Here is a 20,170-nt window from a genome sequence, read left to right as displayed (position 1 = left end):
AACAACAGATTAATTTTTTGTTTTTTAGATTATTGTTGACCCGTTGGGGTTCAAATACTAATCGATAAATTCTATTTCTATAAAAATAATATAATTCCAACGAATTTATTTTTTCAGCCTTTTAAAGGCGTAATATTTATAGAAAACAATACGATCAGTTGGTAAAAGCTCCATAGGAGCGAAATACCTATCAATGAAAATTCGATTTCAAATAATTATCTAATTTTCAAATTGACACATTTTCTAATTAACAACTAGGGATACCGAATATCCGACCTATGATAGGATTTGTGGATTGTAATCCTATATTTTTGAGAGCAGATATCCATATTTCGTATTTAAAGATTTAAGCATTTAAAGATTGAAAAATCCATTGAAGTAGAATTTTTTAATCTTCAAATTGATACATTTTCTAATTATCGTATTTTAAAGATTTGGAAATTTAAAGATTATATAATTTGTTTCAAAGGAATTTAATATTTCTTAGGGTTTTTAGGTTTTGGAGCAGTCGAATAATCCAAAAAACCAAAAGTCTAAGAAGTCTAACAATCTAAGAAGTCTAATAATCTATTTCCTAATTTCTCCTGTTTTTTTATCATATCCATAAGGGCAATGGCGACAACCACTTTTGCAACAATACCCTCTTTTTAAATGATGTTTTTCGGTAAAACATTTATATCCTTCGGGGGTATAATAAAAATCTTCGCCCTCAATTAATTTATTTTCCTTATTTTGTTCATTCATAATTCTGAATTTGGCAAAATGCTATTTTTATGTTTAATTTTAAGTAAATTCAATTGATTATGATTTTCTTTGTATAGAAGTAATTTACTACTACAAATTTATAAATTTTACAGCGAATGTTTTTGATTATTGCTAAATATTTAATTCCGAAAGGATATCGAGGAATGGCTGTATTTCCGTTTGTATTGGTAAAATACCCTTCGGACAAAAATAATCAGGTTTTTGTTAATCATGAAAAAATACATTTGCGTCAACAATTAGAGTTATTGATAGTACCATTTTTTATTTGGTATTTAATAGAATATGTGTTGCGTTTATTTCAATATAAAAATGCAAGTTTAGCGTATCAGAATATAAGTTTTGAGAGAGAAGCTTATAAAAATGAGGCTAATATGAACTATTTAAAGAGCAGACCTTTTTTTCGGTTTGTGCAGTATTTAAATCAAAAATAAAATCAGATTTTGAATCAAAAAATCCATACCGTTTTCCCAAACAATATTTCACTTACAATTAAAAGAGAAGATTTAATTCATCCTTTTATTTCTGGAAATAAGTACCGAAAACTCAAATATAATTTACTTCAGGCGAAAGCCGAAAACCAAGAAACGTTGCTCACATTTGGCGGAGCATTCTCTAATCATATTGCTGCTGTTGCTTATGCAGGAAAAGAAAGCGGATTTAAAACCATTGGGATTATCCGTGGGGATGAACTTGTTGATAAAATCGAAGGGAATCCAACTTTAAAATTTGCTCATGAAAACGGAATGCAATTTGAGTTTGTTTCGCGAGAAGATTATCGTCTTAAAAGCGAAATAAACTTTTTAGATAATCTAAAAGCAAAATTTGGAGCCTTTTATCTTGTACCCGAAGGGGGAACAAATGAGCTGGCAGTTCGGGGTTGTGAGGAGATTTTAACGCCCGAAGATGCCGAGTTTAATTATGTATGTTGTGCAGTAGGAACGGGAGGAACAATCTCGGGAATTAGCAATAGTGCGTTACCAAATCAAAAAGTTTTAGGGTTTCCAGCGTTAAAAGGGGATTTTTTAAAAGATGAAATTCGTATTTTTGCAAAGAATCAAAATTGGGAATTGATTACAGACTACCATTTTGGCGGTTATGGTAAAGTAAATTTAGAGCTTATTGCCTTTATTAATCAGTTTTTTGATGAAAATCAAATCCCTTTGGATCCAATTTATACAGGAAAGATGGTTTTTGGCGTTATAGATTTAATTAAGAAAAATTATTTCCCCGAAAACTCAAAAATCCTGCTGATTCATACTGGCGGATTACAAGGAATACAAGGAATGAATATGAAGCTGATGAATAAAAATTTACCAATAATTAAAAGCAATGTTTAAAAAAACACTCGTACTATTAATAACGATAACACTAATAGGTTGTAATGCAAGCAAACCTGCTATTGCAACAACCAAAAAGGCTGCTACTACCCAACAAAAACAAAGAGTAGCAATACAAACCAAGAAAAAGCCAGTTTATACCAAGACAGATACTAAAAAAACAACATCTAATAATACGACTGAAGTCATCGAGTCGACTTCAAAAACAGTTGTTACCAATACTTCTATAAGTGATTACATTGCTCAATATAAAGATATTGCGATGGGTAATATGAAAAATTACGGAATTCCTGCAAGTATTATTCTGGCACAAGGTATTTTAGAATCGGGTGCAGGAAAAGGAGATTTAGCCCTTTCATCTAATAACCATTTTGGTATAAAATGCCATAAAGACTGGGTTGGCGAGAGTGTTCGTCATGATGATGATTCGGCTCAGGAATGTTTTAGAAAATACAAAGATCCATCAGAATCGTTTCGTGATCATGCTTTATTCCTGACAGGAAAAAGCCGATATGCGACCTTGTTTACTTACGAAAAAGGAGATTATAAAGCATGGGCAAAAGGATTAAGAGCAGCAGGTTACGCAACAGATCCTAGATATCCAGAAAAATTAATTAGTTATATTGAGCGTTACGAATTACACCAATACGATAATATCGCTATGGGCAAAGACTATGTAGTAATAGAGAAAACTACAACCGTTATTGCTACAAAACCTAATACACAAAATAATAATAATTCAGGTAATCTTTCTTTGTACGAAGTCCAGAAAGGAGACACATTATATTCTATTTCTAAAAAATTCAACGTACTTGTAGATGATTTAAAGCAAAAAAACAATCTTGCTGATAATACCCTTTCTATCGGACAGAAGTTAATTGTGAAGTAAGATTTAATTCTAAAGAAACCAGATACATAAAAATATTTTTAATGAGCTTATAATTGATTTTTAGATTTAAACTTATCGTGTAAATCTAAAATCAGAACTCTAAAATCTAAAGTTAATAATGATATATCAAAGAAGCAGTCAGCTTTTTGCTGAAGCAGAAAAAGTAATTCCGGGTGGTGTAAATTCGCCTGTAAGAGCATTTAAAGCAGTAGGAGGAACTCCAATTTTTGTAAAAAGCGCTAAAGGAGCTTATTTATATGATGAAGACGGAAACAAATTGATAGATTACATCAATTCATGGGGACCAATGGTTTTAGGTCATGCATATGCTCCAGTTGTTGATGCTGTAATTGAGAAAGCTAAATTAGGAACATCTTTTGGGATGCCAACAGAGTTGGAAACACAAATCGCAGCTTTGGCTGTTTCGATGGTTCCAAATATTGATAAAATTCGTTTTGTAAATTCTGGAACAGAGGCTTGTATGAGCGCAATACGTTTGGCAAGAGGATTTACAAAGAGAGATAAAATTATAAAATTTGCAGGTTGTTACCACGGACATTCAGATTCATTCCTGATTCAGGCTGGAAGTGGGGCTGTTACTTTCGGAAGTCCAAATAGTCCAGGAGTTACAGAGGGAACGGCTAAAGACACTTTGCTGGCAAAATACAATGATTTAGAAAATGTAGCGACATTAATTAACGCTAACAAAAACGAAATCGCAGCCATTATAATAGAACCTGTTGCAGGAAATATGGGTTGTATTCCGCCAAATAAAGGATTCTTAGAAGGTTTACGTGAATTATGTACAGAAAACGGAATATTATTAATCTTTGATGAGGTTATGACCGGTTTTAGACTTGCACGTGGAGGAGTTCAGGAATTATTTAATATTAAGGCCGATATCGTAACATTTGGTAAAGTAATAGGTGGTGGTTTGCCAGTAGGAGCATTTGCTGCTCGTGCAGAAATCATGAATTATCTGGCGCCAATAGGACCAGTTTATCAAGCGGGAACATTATCTGGTAATCCGCTGGCAATGGCAGCAGGATTAGCAATGTTGCAAGCGTTAGATAATGATCGTGCTATTTTTACTCGTTTAGACGAGAAAACAGCTTATTTAGAAGCTGGAATTGATAGAGTTCTTAAAGCTAATAATGTAGTTTTTACAATAAATAGAGTAGGATCGATGATTTCGGTACATTTTGATGCTGCGCCAGTTACTGATTTTAAAAGTGCTGCCAATGGGGATAACGAAACATTTAAGAAATTCTTCCACGGATTGTTAAATGAAGGAGTATACATTGCACCTTCGGCATACGAAACATGGTTTATTACAGATGCATTAACATACGAAGATTTAGACTTTACAATTCAGGCGATTGATAAAGTTTCTAAAACTTTTTAAATATTTTTTTCACCATAAGAAATTAAGTTTCATTAAGGGAATTCAAAGGTTGCAATCCTGTAAGGTTTTTAAATCCTGGATATACTAAAGCTTAATTTTCTTAATCTCTTAATGGTAAGAATAACCAAAAAAACTTCCAGTTTAAGCTGGAAGTTTTTTTTTGTAGATTCTGGATTATTGTTTGTTTGCTCTGTCTTTCATTTTTTCTTTCATCTTCTCTTTATTTTCTTCTCTCATTGCAGTCCATTTTTTGTACTGGTCGGCATTTAAGATAGATTTCATTTGAGTTTCTGTTGCTGTTTTCTCATCCATCATTTCTTTTTTAAGAGCAGCTTTTTCTTCGGCAGTTGGTTTTGCATTGCTGTCTTTTCTAGCTTTTCGAGTTTCCATGTATTTTTGTGATTTGGCACTTTTCTCGGCAAGTAATTTTCCAACTTGAGCTTGTTGGTTGGCATCTAGATTTAATTCGGTAGTCAGTTTCTTTAAATGTTTTTCATTTCGTTGTTCAGGAGTCAATCTTTCTTTTTGTTGCTTAGGAGTCGTTGTTGTAGCGTCTTGAGCAAAGCTTACCATTCCAACGAACAATAAAGCAGCGATAAATAATTTTTTCATGATTTGTTTGTTTTAAAGGTTATAGTCGTTAGACATTGATGAAATCAATAGGTTTAATTGATTTTTTTTTAATTATAATTTATTTAACAGATGATAAAATAAAATTTGTTTCTTAAATTCGCATGGTGAAAAAAATGGTCTTCATATTGATTCTAGCTATTTTTCTAAAACCTGTATTCCCGGTTATAGAATATATTGTCAATTATGATTACATTTCGACCGTACTTTGCGAGAACAAGGCACAACCTGTTATGCAGTGTAACGGAAAGTGTCACTTGATGAAAGAATTAGCAAAAGCAGCCGATGCCGAAAAGCCATCTTCATCTGATAAAAAAAATACCCTTCTGGATAAAGTCGATTTAATGTTTGAATCAACTAAATTGTTTACCCTACAATTTTATCCAAATAATACCAAATCACAAATTAATGCGGCTTACGCTAATTTGTATTCGCATCTTAATGCGGATTTGTTTTTTCATCCACCAGCACGTATTTCTTAAATTTTAATTAAAACACTTTTGTGACCTGCTATTTCATTTGATTATTATCATTTGAAGTAAGCCTATGCACATACTATTTTAAAGACTTATTAAAGATATACAACTCAAAAATGAAAAAAATATTATATAAAGCAATAGCTATTTTGGCTATAACTGCTACTATTTCAGCATGTTCAAGTGATGATAATAATGAATCAGTTTCTGGAACTGGAAAAATCGGATTAAAATTTGATAACTCTTTTGGATCAAACGATTTAATTCTTGAAGCTCAGCCAAACACAACTACCAATAAGGAAGTTTTAAAAATTACAACGGTAAAATACATCGTAAGTAATATTGTTTTAACAAAAACTGACGGAACTACATTTACATACCCAAAAGCAAAAAGCTATTTTATTGCTGACGAAGCAAGCGCGGCTGGTTACAAATTTGTCTTATCAGATGTTCCTGCGGGAGATTACATAAAAGTAAAATTCGGAATAGGAGTAGATAAAGAGCAATGGCAATTGGGAGCATCAGGACAAGGAGATTTTCTGGCACAAGCTCAAGCTGCCAAAATGTTATGGAACTGGACTGCAGGATATAAATTCCTTGCTTTCGAAGGCAATTTTACTTCAGAAACCGTTACAACTGCACTTCCTTTTATGATCCATACAGGACAAACAGGAACTGATTATAACTATACCGAAGTAACGCTGGATTTCCCAACCAAAGCCTTGGTAAGAACTAATATTTCGCCAGATGTACATATTATAGCCGATTTGTCTAAAATTCTTGACGGACCTAATAAAATCAAACTTTCAGATTACAACATGGGCGGAACAGGCGCTATGATTATGGGTGGAGCTGCTTTGCCTTTAATTACTGCCAATGTAGCAACAATGTTTAGAGTAGATCACGTACACAACGATTAATTTCATTCCTAGGAGCACAAAAGTTGTTTTTTCATTAGGAACTCTTGTCCCGCTTTTTGCTATATCTTTTTTATTTTAAAGAAAAATAAAAAAGGATATCGCGGCAATCGGGGCTAGAATCGAGCTTTTGTGCTTCTTTTTAAATTTAGAAACCATGAGAATAAAATATTTTCTTTGGGTTATGATTCCGTTATTATATAGTTGTAGTGATCAGGATGATGAATATATAAATGTGCCTTTAGACTTTAAGGTACCATCTAATTTTCCAGCTTTGGTTTATGATATTACCACAAATCCGCCAACAGAAAAAGGGTTTGAACTGGGTAAAAAACTATTCTATGATGGGCGTTTGGCCTCTGATGGAATCGTTTCCTGTGGGTTTTGTCATATTCAGGAAAACGCTTTTACACACCACGGTCATACTGTAAGTCATGGTGTTGGCGATGCTTTAGGAACCCGAAATGCACCACCAATCCAGAACTTGGCTTATCAGAGAACTTTTATGTATGATGGCGTAACCAATCATCTGGACTTACAGCCTATAATTCCGCTAACGAGCGATATCGAAATGAATGGCGATTTAAATGCTATTCTCGAAATGATGCGAGGCGATAAAACGTATCGAACTTTGTTTGGGCAAGCTTTTACTGATGGGGCTGTTACTACGGAGAATATGCTAAAAGCACTTTCGCAATTTATGGTAATGGCAACATCATCTAATTCTCGTTTTGATAAATACCGTCGTAATGAATCTGGAGGAACTCTTACTGCCGATGAATTAGCTGGATATGCTTTGTTTAATTCTAAATGTGCTTCGTGCCACGCAACCGATTTAATGACCGACGATTCGTTCCGTAACAATGGTCTTGCAGTAAATCCTAAAGTAAACGATGTGGGACGTTACAAAGTGACTGAGTTAGCAAGCGATTATTATAAGTTTAAAGTACAAAGTTTGCGAAATGTTGAGGTTTCGGCTCCTTATATGCACGACGGACGTTTTGGAACGCTAGAAGCGGTTCTTAATCATTATGCCAGCGGAATTGAAGCTTCGGCAACATTAGACCCAATCCTGAGACAAAATGGGAAACTAGGAATCGAACTTTCGGAAATGGATAAGAAGCAAATTATCGCTTTCTTGAAAACCTTGACCGATAATCAATTCTTGACTGATAAGCGATTCTCGGAGTTTTGAGATTCTCCTAACAGGTTTTAAAAACCTGTTAGGATTAAATAATATAATAAAAATAGAAGTTTTAGCCCCGATTGTAGTGAAAAGCCTTTTTAAGAAAAGCCCTTATTTTTTCTTGGGTTTACAAAGTGACCAGCGGAAACTTTGTAAACGTATAGAAAAATGGGATTTTAAGAAAAGCTTGTAACGGAAAGCGGGTCCCGATAGCTATCGGGAGCTCCTAAAAAAATAAAATACAATGAAAAAAATAATAGTTTTAAGTTTGGTTTTAGTTTGTAATCTAACTTTTGCTGCAACGGTAAAAGATAGTATTTCGAGCTTTACATTTCAGCGTTTGGCAATGATGGAAGACTTTGATTGTGATGCTTGTGGTTGTTCGGCAAGTGGTGGAAGTATGGGTTTTAGCTCGATGTTAAACACAAATTTTGTTGGAATACGTTATTTCAATCAGAGTTATACGAGTCGTGATGGTATTTTTGCTAATTCTCCCTGGATTGATGAGAACTTTAATACGGTTCAGGCTTGGGCGCGTATTCCTGTTACAAAGAGAATCCAGATTTCGGCATTGGTTCCGTATCATTTTCATAATCGCGAATTAACGACTGGAACCGAGAGTATTTCGGGATTGGGAGATATTTCGGTAATGGCACTTTATACGGTGTTTGAAACGCAAAAAGACAGCACAGTTTTTACACATAAAATAGAGCTTGGTGGTGGTGTAAAAATGCCAACAGGAAAGTTTAACGAAGCTAATAATGTGGGGAGTGTAAACAAGAGTTTCCAACTAGGAACGGGAAGTTGGGATTATTTACTGGTTTCGGAATATGTAATTAAAAGAAAGAATTTGGGTTTAAACACAATGCTTAATTATGTTATAAAAACCGAAAATGAACAAAAATACCAATACGGGAATCAGTTTAATTACTCAGGAACATTCTTTTATTTGTTCGATTTACCATCGGTACAATTAGTTCCTCAGCTTGGTTTTGCGGGCGAAGTTTATGCTACAAACAAACAACATGGCTTGGATTTGCCAAATACGGCTGGAGATATCTTGTTTGGGAAATTTGGTATTGAGGTTGGGAAAGATAAATTTTCTGTTGGTGTAAACGGAATGCTTCCTATAAACCAGAATTTATCGAATGGCGCAATGGAGGCTAATTACCGCTGGAGCGTAAACCTGAATTATAGTTTGTAACAGGTTTTAGAATAATATAGAAAAGCTTCTATATTAGTGAGCCAATAGCTTATTGATATAGAAGTTTTTTTTATGTGTCTGGTTATGGTGAATTTATTTTAACACATAGAAACATAGAATTTGTACTCTTAAATAAAGGTGTTTCACTTATCTAAAAAGCACAGAGCTAGCTATGTGAAAGAAATGTATTTCTTTTTTGTATTCTTTTTTAGACATAGAATCTATGTTTCTATGTGTTAAATAAAATTTTAATAGATTTAAAGTAATAGATGTTTAGTTTTACTAAGGTTTAATTTAGACACATGAAATTAAGAAAAATAACTGTTGAGGATAATGTTTATCTCTATATAATGACTGGTAAGGTCGATTTGCCTGCACAGGTAGGAACATTGACAATAAAAATATTTTTAAAGGATTATAAACTAACACCATTATTAGTTAATTTCCTGACATGGGATGACCCAATAATTGGGCTTCCTTTAAATTTTGGTTTTCCACTTGTTAAGTCATTAACTGACGAAAAAGAAGTTGTGAACCTGAATAGGCCTAAATATGTTAGAGAATGTATCTTATTTGGCTTGCAAAAAGGATGGACAGGTAAAAATAAGTTGGAACCTCTTGATGGATTAGAGGTGTTACGTAATCTAGGATATGATGTTTCTGTCTTATCGGTTAAGAAGGGCGATAGTAAATAAAAAACTTTTAATAATTTAAAGACTTCTATAACAATGAGTTTAAAGACTTGTTGTTATAGGAGTTTTTTTATGTGTTGTCTTGCTACTTTTATAAGGATAGGTTTTTAAATTTGTAGAGAGATTGAAATAATTAAAATAGTTATTACTAAGAGAAAAAATGGAGTTTAATAAGAAAAGTAAAAATCGGGTTCTTAAAGCTGTAAATGGCGAGATGTCTTATAAGAAATTAACTGCTGCCGAGTTGCATCAGTTTGTGCAACATTGGAATTATGATGACGGAATTGAGCCTTTTGATTGGATTATTAAACAAAAACATTGTGATAAAGGAACTGCATTGTGTTTGTATTGGTTTCTTCAGCCAGATTATTTTTGCAAGTTTGCAAATGAGGATGAAGCAAAAGAGGATATTAACTATGAGAGTTATAAACTGCTAAAAGAAATTGAGCTGCGATATTGTGCGGGTTTTTATGAAGATGAGAATTTCTCTTTTAACCCGAAAGATGAATTTCTTGACGAATATTCTAACACGAAATGTATTCCAGCAGAAATGCTCGAAAAATCGGAAGGAACTATTTTTGAACGACAAGATATTGAGTTTGCTTTTTTAAGAAAGCCAAACGAAAAGGAATTAAAAACGATTGCTGCTAAGATAAAAGATGCTATAAAGATTATTCAGATTTCGAATTCTAGTTTTATTTATGACGGAACAGATTCCGCTATACAAGCTATAATAGAAAGTGTTGAATACTGGAAAGGAAAGGAATTAGGGAAGATAAAAATTAAAAATCTGTCATATTTATGGATGGATTGTGTACATAAACAACATAGCTGGGATTGGATAATTTGGGACTGGGAAACGGGTAATAATATAGGCGTAACCAACTCGACAAAAGAACTGACTTGTCTTGCAGATACTATTATAAACCATACAATAGATGGTTTCCAGCCTAGTACAATAATTGCTAGTTTATATAAAGATTTAGAAGGAGTAACTAATTTTTACGATTTAAAAAAAGATCCTTATAGCGGTATTGGATTATTGTTTAGTTCTGACCATTTAAAATTTAGGGAATAAAATAATTGAGGTTGCATAGATTTAAGATTGTAATAAAAAAAAGGTAACCATATAAGTAATGTAAGTCCATTTAAATTTTAGGCTGATTAAGTCGCGCTTATATTTACTTAAATTACTTATATGGTTAAAATAATTTCACTTTTTATAGGGCTTTACATAGTAGGAATTGCTTAATTTTGCAATCCAATTTTAATAAATATAATATGTTTCAGAATAAAAGTTTGTGGCTTGCAGTTTTAGTTTCTTTCATTTTTAGCTTTGGTTTTGCCCAGGAAAATGAATATTTATTAAAATTTAAAACTTCTAAAGAATTACAGAAGTTTTTAAATTATTCTAAGAAAACAATTCCGTTGGTAAGTGCACATCGAGGTGGTCCAACAGTTGGATTCCCAGAAAACTGTACACCAACATTTGCCAATGCAATAAAATATAATCCTACGATTGTAGAAACTGATATTGCTTTGAGTAAGGATTCGGTTTTAGTAATGATGCATGATAATACATTAGACAGAACAACAACTGGAACGGGTGTTATCGAAGGATATACGTATAAAGAGTTACAAGAGTTTTTCTTAAAAGATACTGAAGGAAAAGTAACTCCATATAAAATCGAAACTTTAGATCAAATCCTACAATGGGGTAAAGGTAAAGTAATTTATAATTTGGATATCAAGAAAGGTGTTCCGATGCAAATGATTATCGATGCAGTAAGAAGAAATAAAGCCGAGGCTTATTCGGTAATTATTACTTATACAGCAACACAAGCTGCTGAGGCTGCTAAACTTGCACCAGACTTAATGATTTCGGTTTCGGCAAGAGGAAAAGAAGATGTGGAACGTATGGAGAAATTAGGTGTAAAAGCCAATAAAATGATTGCATTTGTAGGTACTTCAGAACCAAAACCAGAAGTATATGAGTATTTACACAGCCGAAAAATTTCTTGTATTCTAGGAACTATGGGGAATCTAGATAAAAGTGCTGCTGCAAAAGGAGATGAGTTATATTATAAACTTGTTGCCAATGGTGCTAACGTGTTATCATCAGATCGTAATGTAGAAGCTGGTAAACAACTATTAAAATATGCAACCGATAAAAAACTAAAATCGAAACATATTGTAATTAAGAAAATAAAATAACAAACACGAATTTCACGAATTTCACGAATTTGCACAAATCTTAATGAGTAGTTTAGTTTGTGAAATTAATTTCACAAACGGATTAGTGACAATTCGTGAAATTCGTGTTTAAGATTGATTTATAATTTTTGTATCAGACGAGCTTCAATTGAAGCTCTTTTTTTTTGCCTGGAAATTTACTTTGCGATTATTTGTTTAATTTTAATGGGTAAACAATTATAATTTTAAAGAAAGCATATATGGATTTAGATAGAGTAGCAGGCATGAATAAAATAACGTTTTTCTCGGCTCAGCCTTATGATAAGACTTTCTTTAATAAACATAATTGCGAGTTTGGTTTTGACTTAGAATTTTTTGAAACACAGCTTAATAAACATACAGTAAGTTTAATTCAAGGTTCGAATATTATTTGTGTTTTTGTAAATGATATTGTCGATGAAGCGGTGATAAAACAATTAGCAGAAAAGGGTGTGAAGATTATTGCTTTACGTTGTGCTGGTTTTAATAATGTAAATCTGGAAGCAGCAAAGAAACATGGAATTCATGTGTGTCGCGTTCCTGCTTATTCACCCGAAGCTGTTGCCGAACACGCTATGGCAATGATTCTTACACTTAATCGCAAAACACATAAAGCGTATAACAGAGTTCGTGAGCAAAATTTCTCGTTAAATGGGTTATTAGGATTTGATTTGCATGGTAAAACAATTGGTATAATAGGAACAGGGAATATAGGGAAGGCTTTCTCTAAAATAGGAAAAGGCTTTGGTTGCCGAATTCTTGCTTATGATATTGTGAGTAATCCCGAAATGGAAAAAGAGGGAGTTGTATTTACCGATTTAGAGACAGTTTTTAAAGAAAGTGATATTATCTCGTTGCATTGCCCATTAAACGAGAAAACAAAGCATATCATAAATAAAGATTCGCTTACGCAAATGAAAAACAGTGTTATGATAATTAATACTAGCCGTGGCGGACTTATAGAAACAGCTAGTGTTATAGAAGCGCTAAAAGATGGTAAAGTAGGATATTTGGGAATTGATGTATATGAGCAGGAGGAAAAATTGTTTTTTAGAGACCTTTCAGAAGATATTATAAAAGATGATGCAATCCAGCGATTAATGAGTTTTCCGAATGTGTTGGTAACTGCACATCAGGCTTTTTTTACGAGCGAAGCATTAACTCAAATTGCGCTTGTAACGTATAATAATATCAAAGAATTGCTGATAAGAAAAGATCTAGAAAATAAATCGGCTTTATTGGTTTAAAGTATGTTTATTGTCAATGAATGACTTTAAGAAACCCTCTAAAACAAACGTATTTATTTAATTTTTTTGTAAATTTAACGGTAATAAAAAAAATAATAAAATCATGAAAAAGACATTTTTAATAGGCTTAGCAATGCTTAGTTTATATTCTTGCCAGAAAAAAGAAACGGCTACAGATACAGGAAAAGGAGTGGACTCAACAGCCATTGACTTATCAGTAACAACGGAAACCGATAATGACTCAGCGGCAGTAAATAATAAAACAGCTCCAATAGATTCTAAAGTAGTCGATATGATTCGTAAGCAATTAACCACAGTTTTATTAAACAAGGATTTGCCAGCAATGACAAAAGAAGACCGATTTTTTTACTATGATGCTTTCGATTTAAATAATGATAAAAAAGACGAGTACTTTGTAGGTTTCTCTAATCCTTATTTTTGTGGTACAGGCGGATGTTCTGGTTTTATCTTGAACAATGACGGAAGCTTATTGAATAAATTTACAGTAACCGATTTTCCTATTTTTGTTGGAACAACTGCTTCCGAAAAATTTCAGGATCTTATAGTGAGTAGTAAAGGAATTCTTTATAGTGTAAAAATGAAAAATGGTAAATATCCTTCTAATCCATCAGTTCAGGAAAAATGGAAAGGCGCAGTTCCTGATCAATCTCAAGCAATCCTAGATATAGATAATAAAAAACTAGAGAAAATTTCTTTTTAAAGAGAAAATATTCTTAGAGAAATAGATAAAAAAAGAGCTTCAATTGAAGCTCTTTTTTGTTTTAGTCAAACGAAATATAATTTCCTTCTTGGAGATTTATTTTATAGGAATCTTTGAATTCTTTTCTTTTTGTTGAAGCACTTGCCTTTACGATTCTTCTTTTGCTTGGAAAGCAAACAACAGCATTTAACCTATAAGGTTCAAAATCTATTAAATTTGAATAATACTTAAATGTGTTTTCTAACTGAGAATAAGCATCTTTTCTATGATTTGCTTGGTTTCCTTTCGCTACTTTTACTTCCGTAAAAAAGACCTCTTGATTATTACAGATAACATAATCACATTGACCACCTTTTACTGTTTTCATAACGCAATCATCATTTTGAATAAAATAGAATTCAGTATTTAATTTGTTTTCAATATGTAAATGCCAAGATTCTTTTGATGAGACAAATAAAACGGTTTCAGCTTCAAAAATAAATGTATGTTTGTCAGCAATCGTTTTTAAGCAATTTGTTTCAATTTGAGGAAATACTTCTCTAAGATGTTGAATCATAAATCAAGCAATTTATCAAATTCATTTGCAAAAGCATCGGAAACACCATCAATCATATTTTCTGAAATTTGCCCTAATTTATCATTCATTATTTTTTTAGCTTTTCCATTTTTCAATTCATAAGCGTTAAAGCTTTTAGGATTCAGCCAGGATTCTTTTTTAATAATTTTATTTACTTCTTTTGGATGTTTTTGTCCTTTATCATAAGCCAATAATAAATTATTTATAGATGCCAAAATAAAAGGACTATGAGTAGTAAGAATTAAATTCTTTCTTTCGTATAAACAATTTTTAACTAAATATTTAATTAATTCGTGCTGTGCTTTTGGATATAAATTTAATTCCGGCTCCTCAACAACAAAATTGAAATTATATTTTTCCTTCAATGATTTAGAATATTCAACTAATAATAAAATGGGGATTATAGATTGTAAGCCAGATGCGGACTCTAATAAGTCAACTTTTTCAATTTCATTATGATATATGTATGAAGTTTTTCCTTCTCTTTTGTATTTGATTTTTTTATCAATAATATTTAAAGGTAGTTCTTTTATTGTCTGAATTGCTTTTTCGTAATCTTGTCCGCTATTTAATAAATGTTTGGGGATTTGTACATTATTATTTATTAATCCTAAGGTGTTTTCGGAAATTAGATGAAGAAAATTTCTTTCTGCAGGAATATATAATGAGTCAAATAAAAATATATTTGGAAATACACTTATTATTTTTTCATACAAAAATATATAGCTTTCAATATTTTTTTCCTTTTCTAAAATATCAATCAAAATATCAATGTGTGAATCATTAATGATAAGTCTTTTCATTCTTACATCAGCAAATTCAATTTCGAATTTTACTTTCTGAGTTTCATTCTCGAATATATAATAAAAATTTTCTCGGAGTAAAAGTTTATAAGTATTTACAGTTGACTTAATTAATCTTTTGGTCATTTCTATAATATCTTTTTCTTTGTCTAAGATGTTGATACTGATATTTTTTATTCTGCCAAGAACATTTTGTAGGGTCGTTATATCTAACTTGTTTTTTTGAAAAGTAAAATCTGCAATTGTTATATTTTGATTTTTACTCTTATATTCAATGTAGGTTTTGTCTGTAAGATAGGATAGGATATTATATTTTTTTAATTCCTCTTCAAATGATATTTTATGATCACCTCTAAAGTTTTCATCTTCAAAAATTGAAATCAACTTAGCCAAAGTACTTTTCCCCGAAGCCTGTGCTCCAATAAAAGTGACCATTTCTCTAACTTCGATTTCAATATCTTTTAGAGGTCCGAAATTTTTAACAATAAGTTTTGCTCTTTCCATGTTTTCAAAATTAAGGAAAATTTTTATATAAGAAAAAGGAGCTTCAATAAAAGCTCCTTTTTAATTTAATATGAGTTTTAAGGAAATTACCCTACCAATTCTACAGTTTTAAACTCACCTTCAACAGCAACTTTTGTCAAACCGTGTTTAGATAAGTTTTTCATAGATGCATCCCATTTTTTGCCGCTTAAATTAGCAGTAATTTTTAATTGCTGAAGATCCATTTTATTTTCATTTCCTTTCAATAAATCCAAGATAAATTTCTCTTCATCAGATAATTCAATAGTTTGTTTTTTCTCCGGACGCATTTGTGGGAACAATAATACTTCTTGTATAGAGGCATTATTTGTTAAGTACATAATCAAACGATCCATTCCGATACCCATTCCAGATGTTGGAGGCATACCATATTCAAGTGCTCTTAAGAAATCTTCGTCGATAATACCATTAGCTTCATCATCACCTTTTTCAGACAAACGCATTTGATCTTCAAAACGCTCACGTTGATCAATTGGATCATTTAATTCAGAATAAGCATTTGCTATTTCTTTACCACAAACCATTAACTCAAAACGCTCCGTAAGTTCAGGATTATCACGGTGCTCTTTACATAAAGGAGACATTTCTTTAGGGTAATCTGTGATGAAAGTTGGCTGAATGTAATTTCCTTCGCATTTTGCTCCAAAAATTTCATCAATCAGTTTTCCTTTCCCCATTGTTTTATCTACCTCAATTCCCATTCCTCTGGCAGCTTCGAATAATTCCTCTTCAGTTTTTCCAGAAATATCAAAACCAGTAAAATGTTTGATAGAATCTGTCATGGTAACACGAGCGTAAGGCGCTTTAAAGTTAATTTGGTGTTCACCAAAAGTAACTTCGCTAGTTCCGTTTACTGCAATAGCACAATGCTCAAGTAAACCTTCAGCAAATTCCATCATCCAGTTGTAGTCTTTGTAGGCTACATATATTTCCATTGCAGTAAATTCAGGATTATGCGTTCTGTCCATACCTTCATTTCTAAAGTTTTTAGAGAATTCATAAACACCTTCAAAACCACCAACAATTAATCTTTTTAAATACAATTCGTTTGCAATACGCATATAAAGCGGAATGTCAAGCGAATTATGATGCGTGATAAAAGGTCTTGCCGAAGCACCACCTGCAATTGATTGTAAAATCGGAGTTTCAACTTCAAGATAACCTGCGTCATTAAAATAGTTACGCATAGCGGTAAACAATTTCGTACGCTTAATAAAGGTTTCTTTAACGTGTTGATTAACTGTTAAATCTACATAACGCATTCTGTAACGTAACTCAGCATCATTAAATGCATCGTGTACATTTCCGTCTTCGTCAACTTTAGGTAAAGGTAACGGACGCAATGTTTTACTCAAGAAAGTAAATCCATCTACACGTACACATTGTGCACCAACTTTTGTAGTAAACAATTCTCCTTCGATACCAATGAAATCACCTAAATCGGTTAGTTTTTTAAATACCGTGTTGTATAAAGTTTTATCATCACCTTCGCACAAAACATCGCGATTAACGTATAATTGCAAACGTCCTTCGCTATCCTGCAATTCAGCAAAACAAGCTTTTCCTTGGTCACGAACACTCATCAAACGTCCTGCAACGATAACCTTCTTACCTTCTTCAAAAGACTCCTTAATTTGCTTAGAAGTATGATTTACAGGAAAAAGATTAGCTGGATAAGGATTGATTCCTAAGTTGCGTAAGTTTTGAAGTTTCTCTCTTCGGATAATTTCTTGTTCTGATAATGCCATTTTGCGCTTTTTTTATAAGAGTGCAAAGATAAAGAAAAGAATGTAGATTTTAGAATGCAGTTTTTAGATTTTTTGTAGCAGCAATTTATTGTATTTCAATTCTCTTCTCTTAGGAACAGAGGTTCAAAGGAACAAAGGTACAGAGGTACAAAGATTCGGGTTGTGTGTATAACATAGATTATTTCTACGAGTAATTGGTTTTATAACGCGCAATCCTTCGACTCTGCCTCAGGAGGACAAACTGTAACCGTAACATTTGTACACATGTCAGGCTGAGCGGAGTCGAAGCCCGATTAATTACATCCGTAAAATCCTTCGATTGAGAAGGACAATGTTTGTGTGATAAAATCTGCTGAAATCTTTCAAATCCGCGTGAAATAAAACTTTGCGACTCTCTGTGTTTTTTCTTTGTGAAGCTTTGCGAAACTTCGCGAAATAGTTTTTTCTTACAAAACTTGTTTACATTAGCATTTTAAATTCTAAGCTTTTTAAATGAAAAATTATTTCTTCTTCTTTTTACTTACATTACTTTTTACAAGCTGTCAGGTTACAGAAACTATAAATATAAATCTGGACGGTAGCGGAACTATCGAAACAATACAGCTTAGAGACGAACATAGTTATATGCTTTTGATGGGAGAAAAATATTCCAAAGAAGAAAAGTTTCAAGACACCACCTATGTTTTTCGAGATTTTATTACAAAATATAACGAAACGTTTTTAAAATATACGGAACTAGAACAGCAATTGTTTCAGAAATATGCTAATGCAAAAGTGCATGCAAGAATGAGCTCTTTTGATAAGGAATTTAAAACTATTATTACATTTCCTTTTACCAAAATAGATGCTGTTCCTAACTTATACAATACCGAAGATTATGCAAATGATCTTGAAAACAATTATGCACTTACGGCAGAAAGTCATTTTTTTGATATAAAATATAGTTTTGATGGAACTATTTTTAAACGGACGGTAAAGGTTATTAATGAAGCTGAAATTGAGAAGAATAAAAGACAGATTGATCATTTTAAATCTAAATTCAACATCCTGAATTTCACGCAAACCTATACGCTCAAATATAATTTTCCTCGTAAGATAAAGTCGGTTTCTAATTCAGCCGCAATTCTTAGCTCAGACAAGAAATCATTGGCACTTACATTCCAGCTTTCCGATTGTTTAGTGAATCCTGAAAGTACTAATCTAGAAGTAATTTTAGAGTAAAAAGCTAGAAGCATAGCGACTTTACATCTTAGTGCCTCAGTACCTTTTTTTAAAATAGACTTCGTATCTTTGAGAAAAAATATAATCTACTCATGAAATTAATAAAATTCCTCAGTCTTTCCCTTTTATTAGCGACGTTAACAAGTTGTACTTTTACCGAGAACATTGATATTGCAGATAATGGGTCGGGTAAATTTTCGTTAGATATGGATGGTTCTGCACTTATGGCAATGGCAGGACAGCAACTAGGAAATGAAGTTGGTGATGCAACGAAAAGTATAGATTCTACTTTTTCATTTAAAGAAATGTTCAAGAACAAGAAAGACAGTATAGCAAAACTTTCTCCCGAAGAGCAAAAAGAGCTTAAAAAACTAGAGAATTTCGTCGTTCATATGAAAATGAATACAGAACAGAAACAGTTTATGTTAGATTTAAAAACTGATTTCAAAAATGTAAATGAATTACAGGATATGATGAAAACTATGAGTGCGCTTCAGAATATTGAGAAAAATAAAGCTTCAGATAAAAAAATGCCTTTTAGCGGAGATTTCAGTAACAATAGTACCGTAAGTTTTAGTTATGACGGGAAAAAGTTTAATCGTAAAGTCATTTTGAACCCAAAAGAAACTAATAAACCAGCAGAGGATTCATTAGGAATGTATAAAATGATTTTTGCATCTTCGAACTATGTTATAAAATATCGTTTCCCTAAAAAAGTAAAAAAAGTATCTAATGCAAATGCTTTGTTTAGTGAAGACAGAAAAACAATAACTATCCAATATCCGTTTACAGATTATATGGAAAATCCAACTAAACTGGGACTTGAGGTAGAGTTTGAAAAATAATACAATGAACAAAAAAATCCAACTACAAGATTTAGGTCAGAAAGATTATAAATCGACTTGGGAATATCAAGAACAATTATTTAAGGATGTTGTTGACTTAAAAATTAAAAATAGGAGAGAAGAACTTGATTTACCAACTCCTAATTATTTCATTTTTGTAGAGCATCCGCATGTATATACTTTGGGTAAAAGTGGCGATTTGAGCAACTTACTTTTATCCGAAAAACAGCTAGAAGCCAAAGGAGCTACTTTTTATAAAATAAATCGTGGTGGTGATATTACGTATCACGGCCCAGGACAAATTGTAGGATATCCTATTCTGGATTTAGAAAATTTCTTTACCGATATTCATAAATACTTGCGTTTCCTCGAGGAATCTATTATTCTTACGCTAAAAGAATACGGATTAGAATGTGGCCGAAGCGAAGGAGAAACGGGTGTTTGGTTAGGAGTAGGAACGCCGTTTGCCCGTAAGATTTGTGCACTTGGTGTACGTGCTTCACGCTGGGTAACGATGCATGGATTTGCCTTAAATGTAAATGCCGACTTAGGTTATTTTGATAATATTATTCCGTGTGGAATTCGCGGTAAAGCCGTTACTTCACTTCAGGTAGAACTTGGTGTAGAAAAAGTAGATGAAGCCGAAGTAAAAGCTAAAATCCTAAAACATCTGACAGAATTATTCGAAGCCGAATTTGTTTAAAATAATATGATTTTCGTAATGCGTTCCAA

General features: G+C 32.4%; 21 protein-coding genes. 16 read left to right on the top strand and 5 right to left on the bottom strand.

What is annotated here, in order from left to right:
* Window positions 1-567 precede the first annotated feature (567 nt).
* Entirely contained in the window at window positions 568-744 is a 177-nt protein-coding gene (locus tag AC3IPI_RS00450) for a C1orf53 family protein (RefSeq protein ID WP_165571403.1), read from the bottom strand.
* A gap of 116 nt (window positions 745-860) precedes the next feature.
* On the opposite strand from AC3IPI_RS00450, the gene AC3IPI_RS00445 reads away from it, so the two are divergent.
* The 4 genes from AC3IPI_RS00445 to hemL all read left to right on the top strand — a co-directional run bounded on the left by AC3IPI_RS00445 (window position 861) and on the right by hemL (window position 4,396).
* Entirely contained in the window at window positions 861-1,196 is a 336-nt protein-coding gene (locus tag AC3IPI_RS00445; protein ID WP_489156417.1) for a hypothetical protein, read from the top strand.
* A gap of 9 nt (window positions 1,197-1,205) precedes the next feature.
* On the top strand, window positions 1,206-2,102 hold the full coding sequence (locus AC3IPI_RS00440) for a 1-aminocyclopropane-1-carboxylate deaminase/D-cysteine desulfhydrase (protein WP_489156415.1): 897 nt from the start codon (window positions 1,206-1,208) through the stop codon (window positions 2,100-2,102).
* On the top strand, window positions 2,095-2,991 hold the full coding sequence (locus tag AC3IPI_RS00435) for a glucosaminidase domain-containing protein (protein ID WP_086894151.1): 897 nt from the start codon (window positions 2,095-2,097) through the stop codon (window positions 2,989-2,991). Before AC3IPI_RS00440 ends, AC3IPI_RS00435 begins: the two co-directional genes overlap by 8 nt.
* Window positions 2,992-3,109: 118 nt before the next feature.
* On the top strand, window positions 3,110-4,396 hold the full coding sequence (hemL, locus tag AC3IPI_RS00430) for a glutamate-1-semialdehyde 2,1-aminomutase (protein ID WP_086894150.1): 1,287 nt from the start codon (window positions 3,110-3,112) through the stop codon (window positions 4,394-4,396).
* A 174-nt stretch (window positions 4,397-4,570) separates the two neighbouring features.
* Here the strand turns inward: hemL and AC3IPI_RS00425 are convergent, their stop codons facing one another.
* Window positions 4,571-5,008: a DUF4890 domain-containing protein gene (locus AC3IPI_RS00425; RefSeq protein ID WP_409417279.1), complete on the bottom strand. Its 438-nt coding sequence runs from the start codon at window positions 5,006-5,008 to the stop codon at window positions 4,571-4,573.
* Window positions 5,009-5,142: 134 nt separating this feature from the next.
* Between AC3IPI_RS00425 and AC3IPI_RS00420 the strand changes: the two genes are divergently transcribed.
* The 9 genes from AC3IPI_RS00420 to AC3IPI_RS00380 all read left to right on the top strand — a co-directional run bounded on the left by AC3IPI_RS00420 (window position 5,143) and on the right by AC3IPI_RS00380 (window position 13,701).
* The gene (locus AC3IPI_RS00420; protein WP_039111590.1) at window positions 5,143-5,508 is read left to right on the top strand and encodes a hypothetical protein; all 366 of its coding nucleotides are present in this window, start codon (window positions 5,143-5,145) and stop codon (window positions 5,506-5,508) included.
* Window positions 5,509-5,618: 110 nt separating this feature from the next.
* Window positions 5,619-6,422, top strand: a complete 804-nt coding sequence (locus AC3IPI_RS00415) for an MbnP family protein (protein ID WP_489156412.1) — start codon at window positions 5,619-5,621, stop codon at window positions 6,420-6,422.
* Window positions 6,423-6,576: 154 nt separating this feature from the next.
* Window positions 6,577-7,614, top strand: coding sequence for a cytochrome-c peroxidase (locus tag AC3IPI_RS00410; RefSeq protein WP_489156410.1), 1,038 nt, complete (start codon window positions 6,577-6,579; stop codon window positions 7,612-7,614).
* Window positions 7,615-7,849: 235 nt separating this feature from the next.
* The gene (locus tag AC3IPI_RS00405) at window positions 7,850-8,809 is read left to right on the top strand and encodes a transporter family protein (RefSeq protein ID WP_323488865.1); all 960 of its coding nucleotides are present in this window, start codon (window positions 7,850-7,852) and stop codon (window positions 8,807-8,809) included.
* Window positions 8,810-9,111: 302 nt separating this feature from the next.
* Complete coding sequence (locus AC3IPI_RS00400; protein WP_086894146.1) at window positions 9,112-9,504, top strand: hypothetical protein; 393 nt, start codon at window positions 9,112-9,114, stop codon at window positions 9,502-9,504.
* Between the two features lie 157 nt (window positions 9,505-9,661).
* Window positions 9,662-10,579 (top strand): DUF4274 domain-containing protein, encoded by a 918-nt coding sequence (locus AC3IPI_RS00395; protein ID WP_489156407.1) that lies wholly within the window; start codon window positions 9,662-9,664, stop codon window positions 10,577-10,579.
* A 203-nt stretch (window positions 10,580-10,782) separates the two neighbouring features.
* Complete coding sequence (locus AC3IPI_RS00390; RefSeq protein ID WP_489156405.1) at window positions 10,783-11,715, top strand: glycerophosphodiester phosphodiesterase family protein; 933 nt, start codon at window positions 10,783-10,785, stop codon at window positions 11,713-11,715.
* A 239-nt stretch (window positions 11,716-11,954) separates the two neighbouring features.
* On the top strand, window positions 11,955-12,980 hold the full coding sequence (locus tag AC3IPI_RS00385; protein ID WP_242667431.1) for a 2-hydroxyacid dehydrogenase: 1,026 nt from the start codon (window positions 11,955-11,957) through the stop codon (window positions 12,978-12,980).
* Window positions 12,981-13,083: 103 nt separating this feature from the next.
* The gene (locus AC3IPI_RS00380; RefSeq protein WP_039117581.1) at window positions 13,084-13,701 is read left to right on the top strand and encodes a hypothetical protein; all 618 of its coding nucleotides are present in this window, start codon (window positions 13,084-13,086) and stop codon (window positions 13,699-13,701) included.
* Window positions 13,702-13,762: 61 nt separating this feature from the next.
* Here the strand turns inward: AC3IPI_RS00380 and AC3IPI_RS00375 are convergent, their stop codons facing one another.
* The 3 genes from AC3IPI_RS00375 to lysS form a co-directional block, all read right to left on the bottom strand.
* On the bottom strand, window positions 13,763-14,257 hold the full coding sequence (locus AC3IPI_RS00375) for a hypothetical protein (RefSeq protein ID WP_489156403.1): 495 nt from the start codon (window positions 14,255-14,257) through the stop codon (window positions 13,763-13,765).
* The gene (locus tag AC3IPI_RS00370) at window positions 14,254-15,585 is read right to left on the bottom strand and encodes an AAA family ATPase (RefSeq protein WP_489156401.1); all 1,332 of its coding nucleotides are present in this window, start codon (window positions 15,583-15,585) and stop codon (window positions 14,254-14,256) included. Before AC3IPI_RS00370 ends, AC3IPI_RS00375 begins: the two co-directional genes overlap by 4 nt.
* Window positions 15,586-15,671: 86 nt before the next feature.
* Window positions 15,672-17,372 (bottom strand): lysine--tRNA ligase, encoded by a 1,701-nt coding sequence (gene lysS / locus AC3IPI_RS00365; RefSeq protein WP_489156399.1) that lies wholly within the window; start codon window positions 17,370-17,372, stop codon window positions 15,672-15,674.
* Between the two features lie 492 nt (window positions 17,373-17,864).
* Between lysS and AC3IPI_RS00360 the strand changes: the two genes are divergently transcribed.
* From AC3IPI_RS00360 to lipB, 3 genes are all read left to right on the top strand, one after another.
* Window positions 17,865-18,593, top strand: coding sequence for a hypothetical protein (locus AC3IPI_RS00360; RefSeq protein ID WP_489156397.1), 729 nt, complete (start codon window positions 17,865-17,867; stop codon window positions 18,591-18,593).
* Window positions 18,594-18,685: 92 nt separating this feature from the next.
* Window positions 18,686-19,438: a hypothetical protein gene (locus tag AC3IPI_RS00355; protein WP_489156395.1), complete on the top strand. Its 753-nt coding sequence runs from the start codon at window positions 18,686-18,688 to the stop codon at window positions 19,436-19,438.
* 4 nt (window positions 19,439-19,442) lie between these two features.
* Entirely contained in the window at window positions 19,443-20,141 is a 699-nt protein-coding gene (gene lipB / locus AC3IPI_RS00350; RefSeq protein ID WP_039117561.1) for a lipoyl(octanoyl) transferase LipB, read from the top strand.
* The last annotated feature ends 29 nt before the right edge of the window (window positions 20,142-20,170 follow it).

This window comes from Flavobacterium sp. GL_143 (assembly GCF_057834355.1).
The sequence above is the reverse complement of the archived record's forward strand: the minus strand, read 5'-3'. Positions and strand labels throughout refer to the sequence as shown.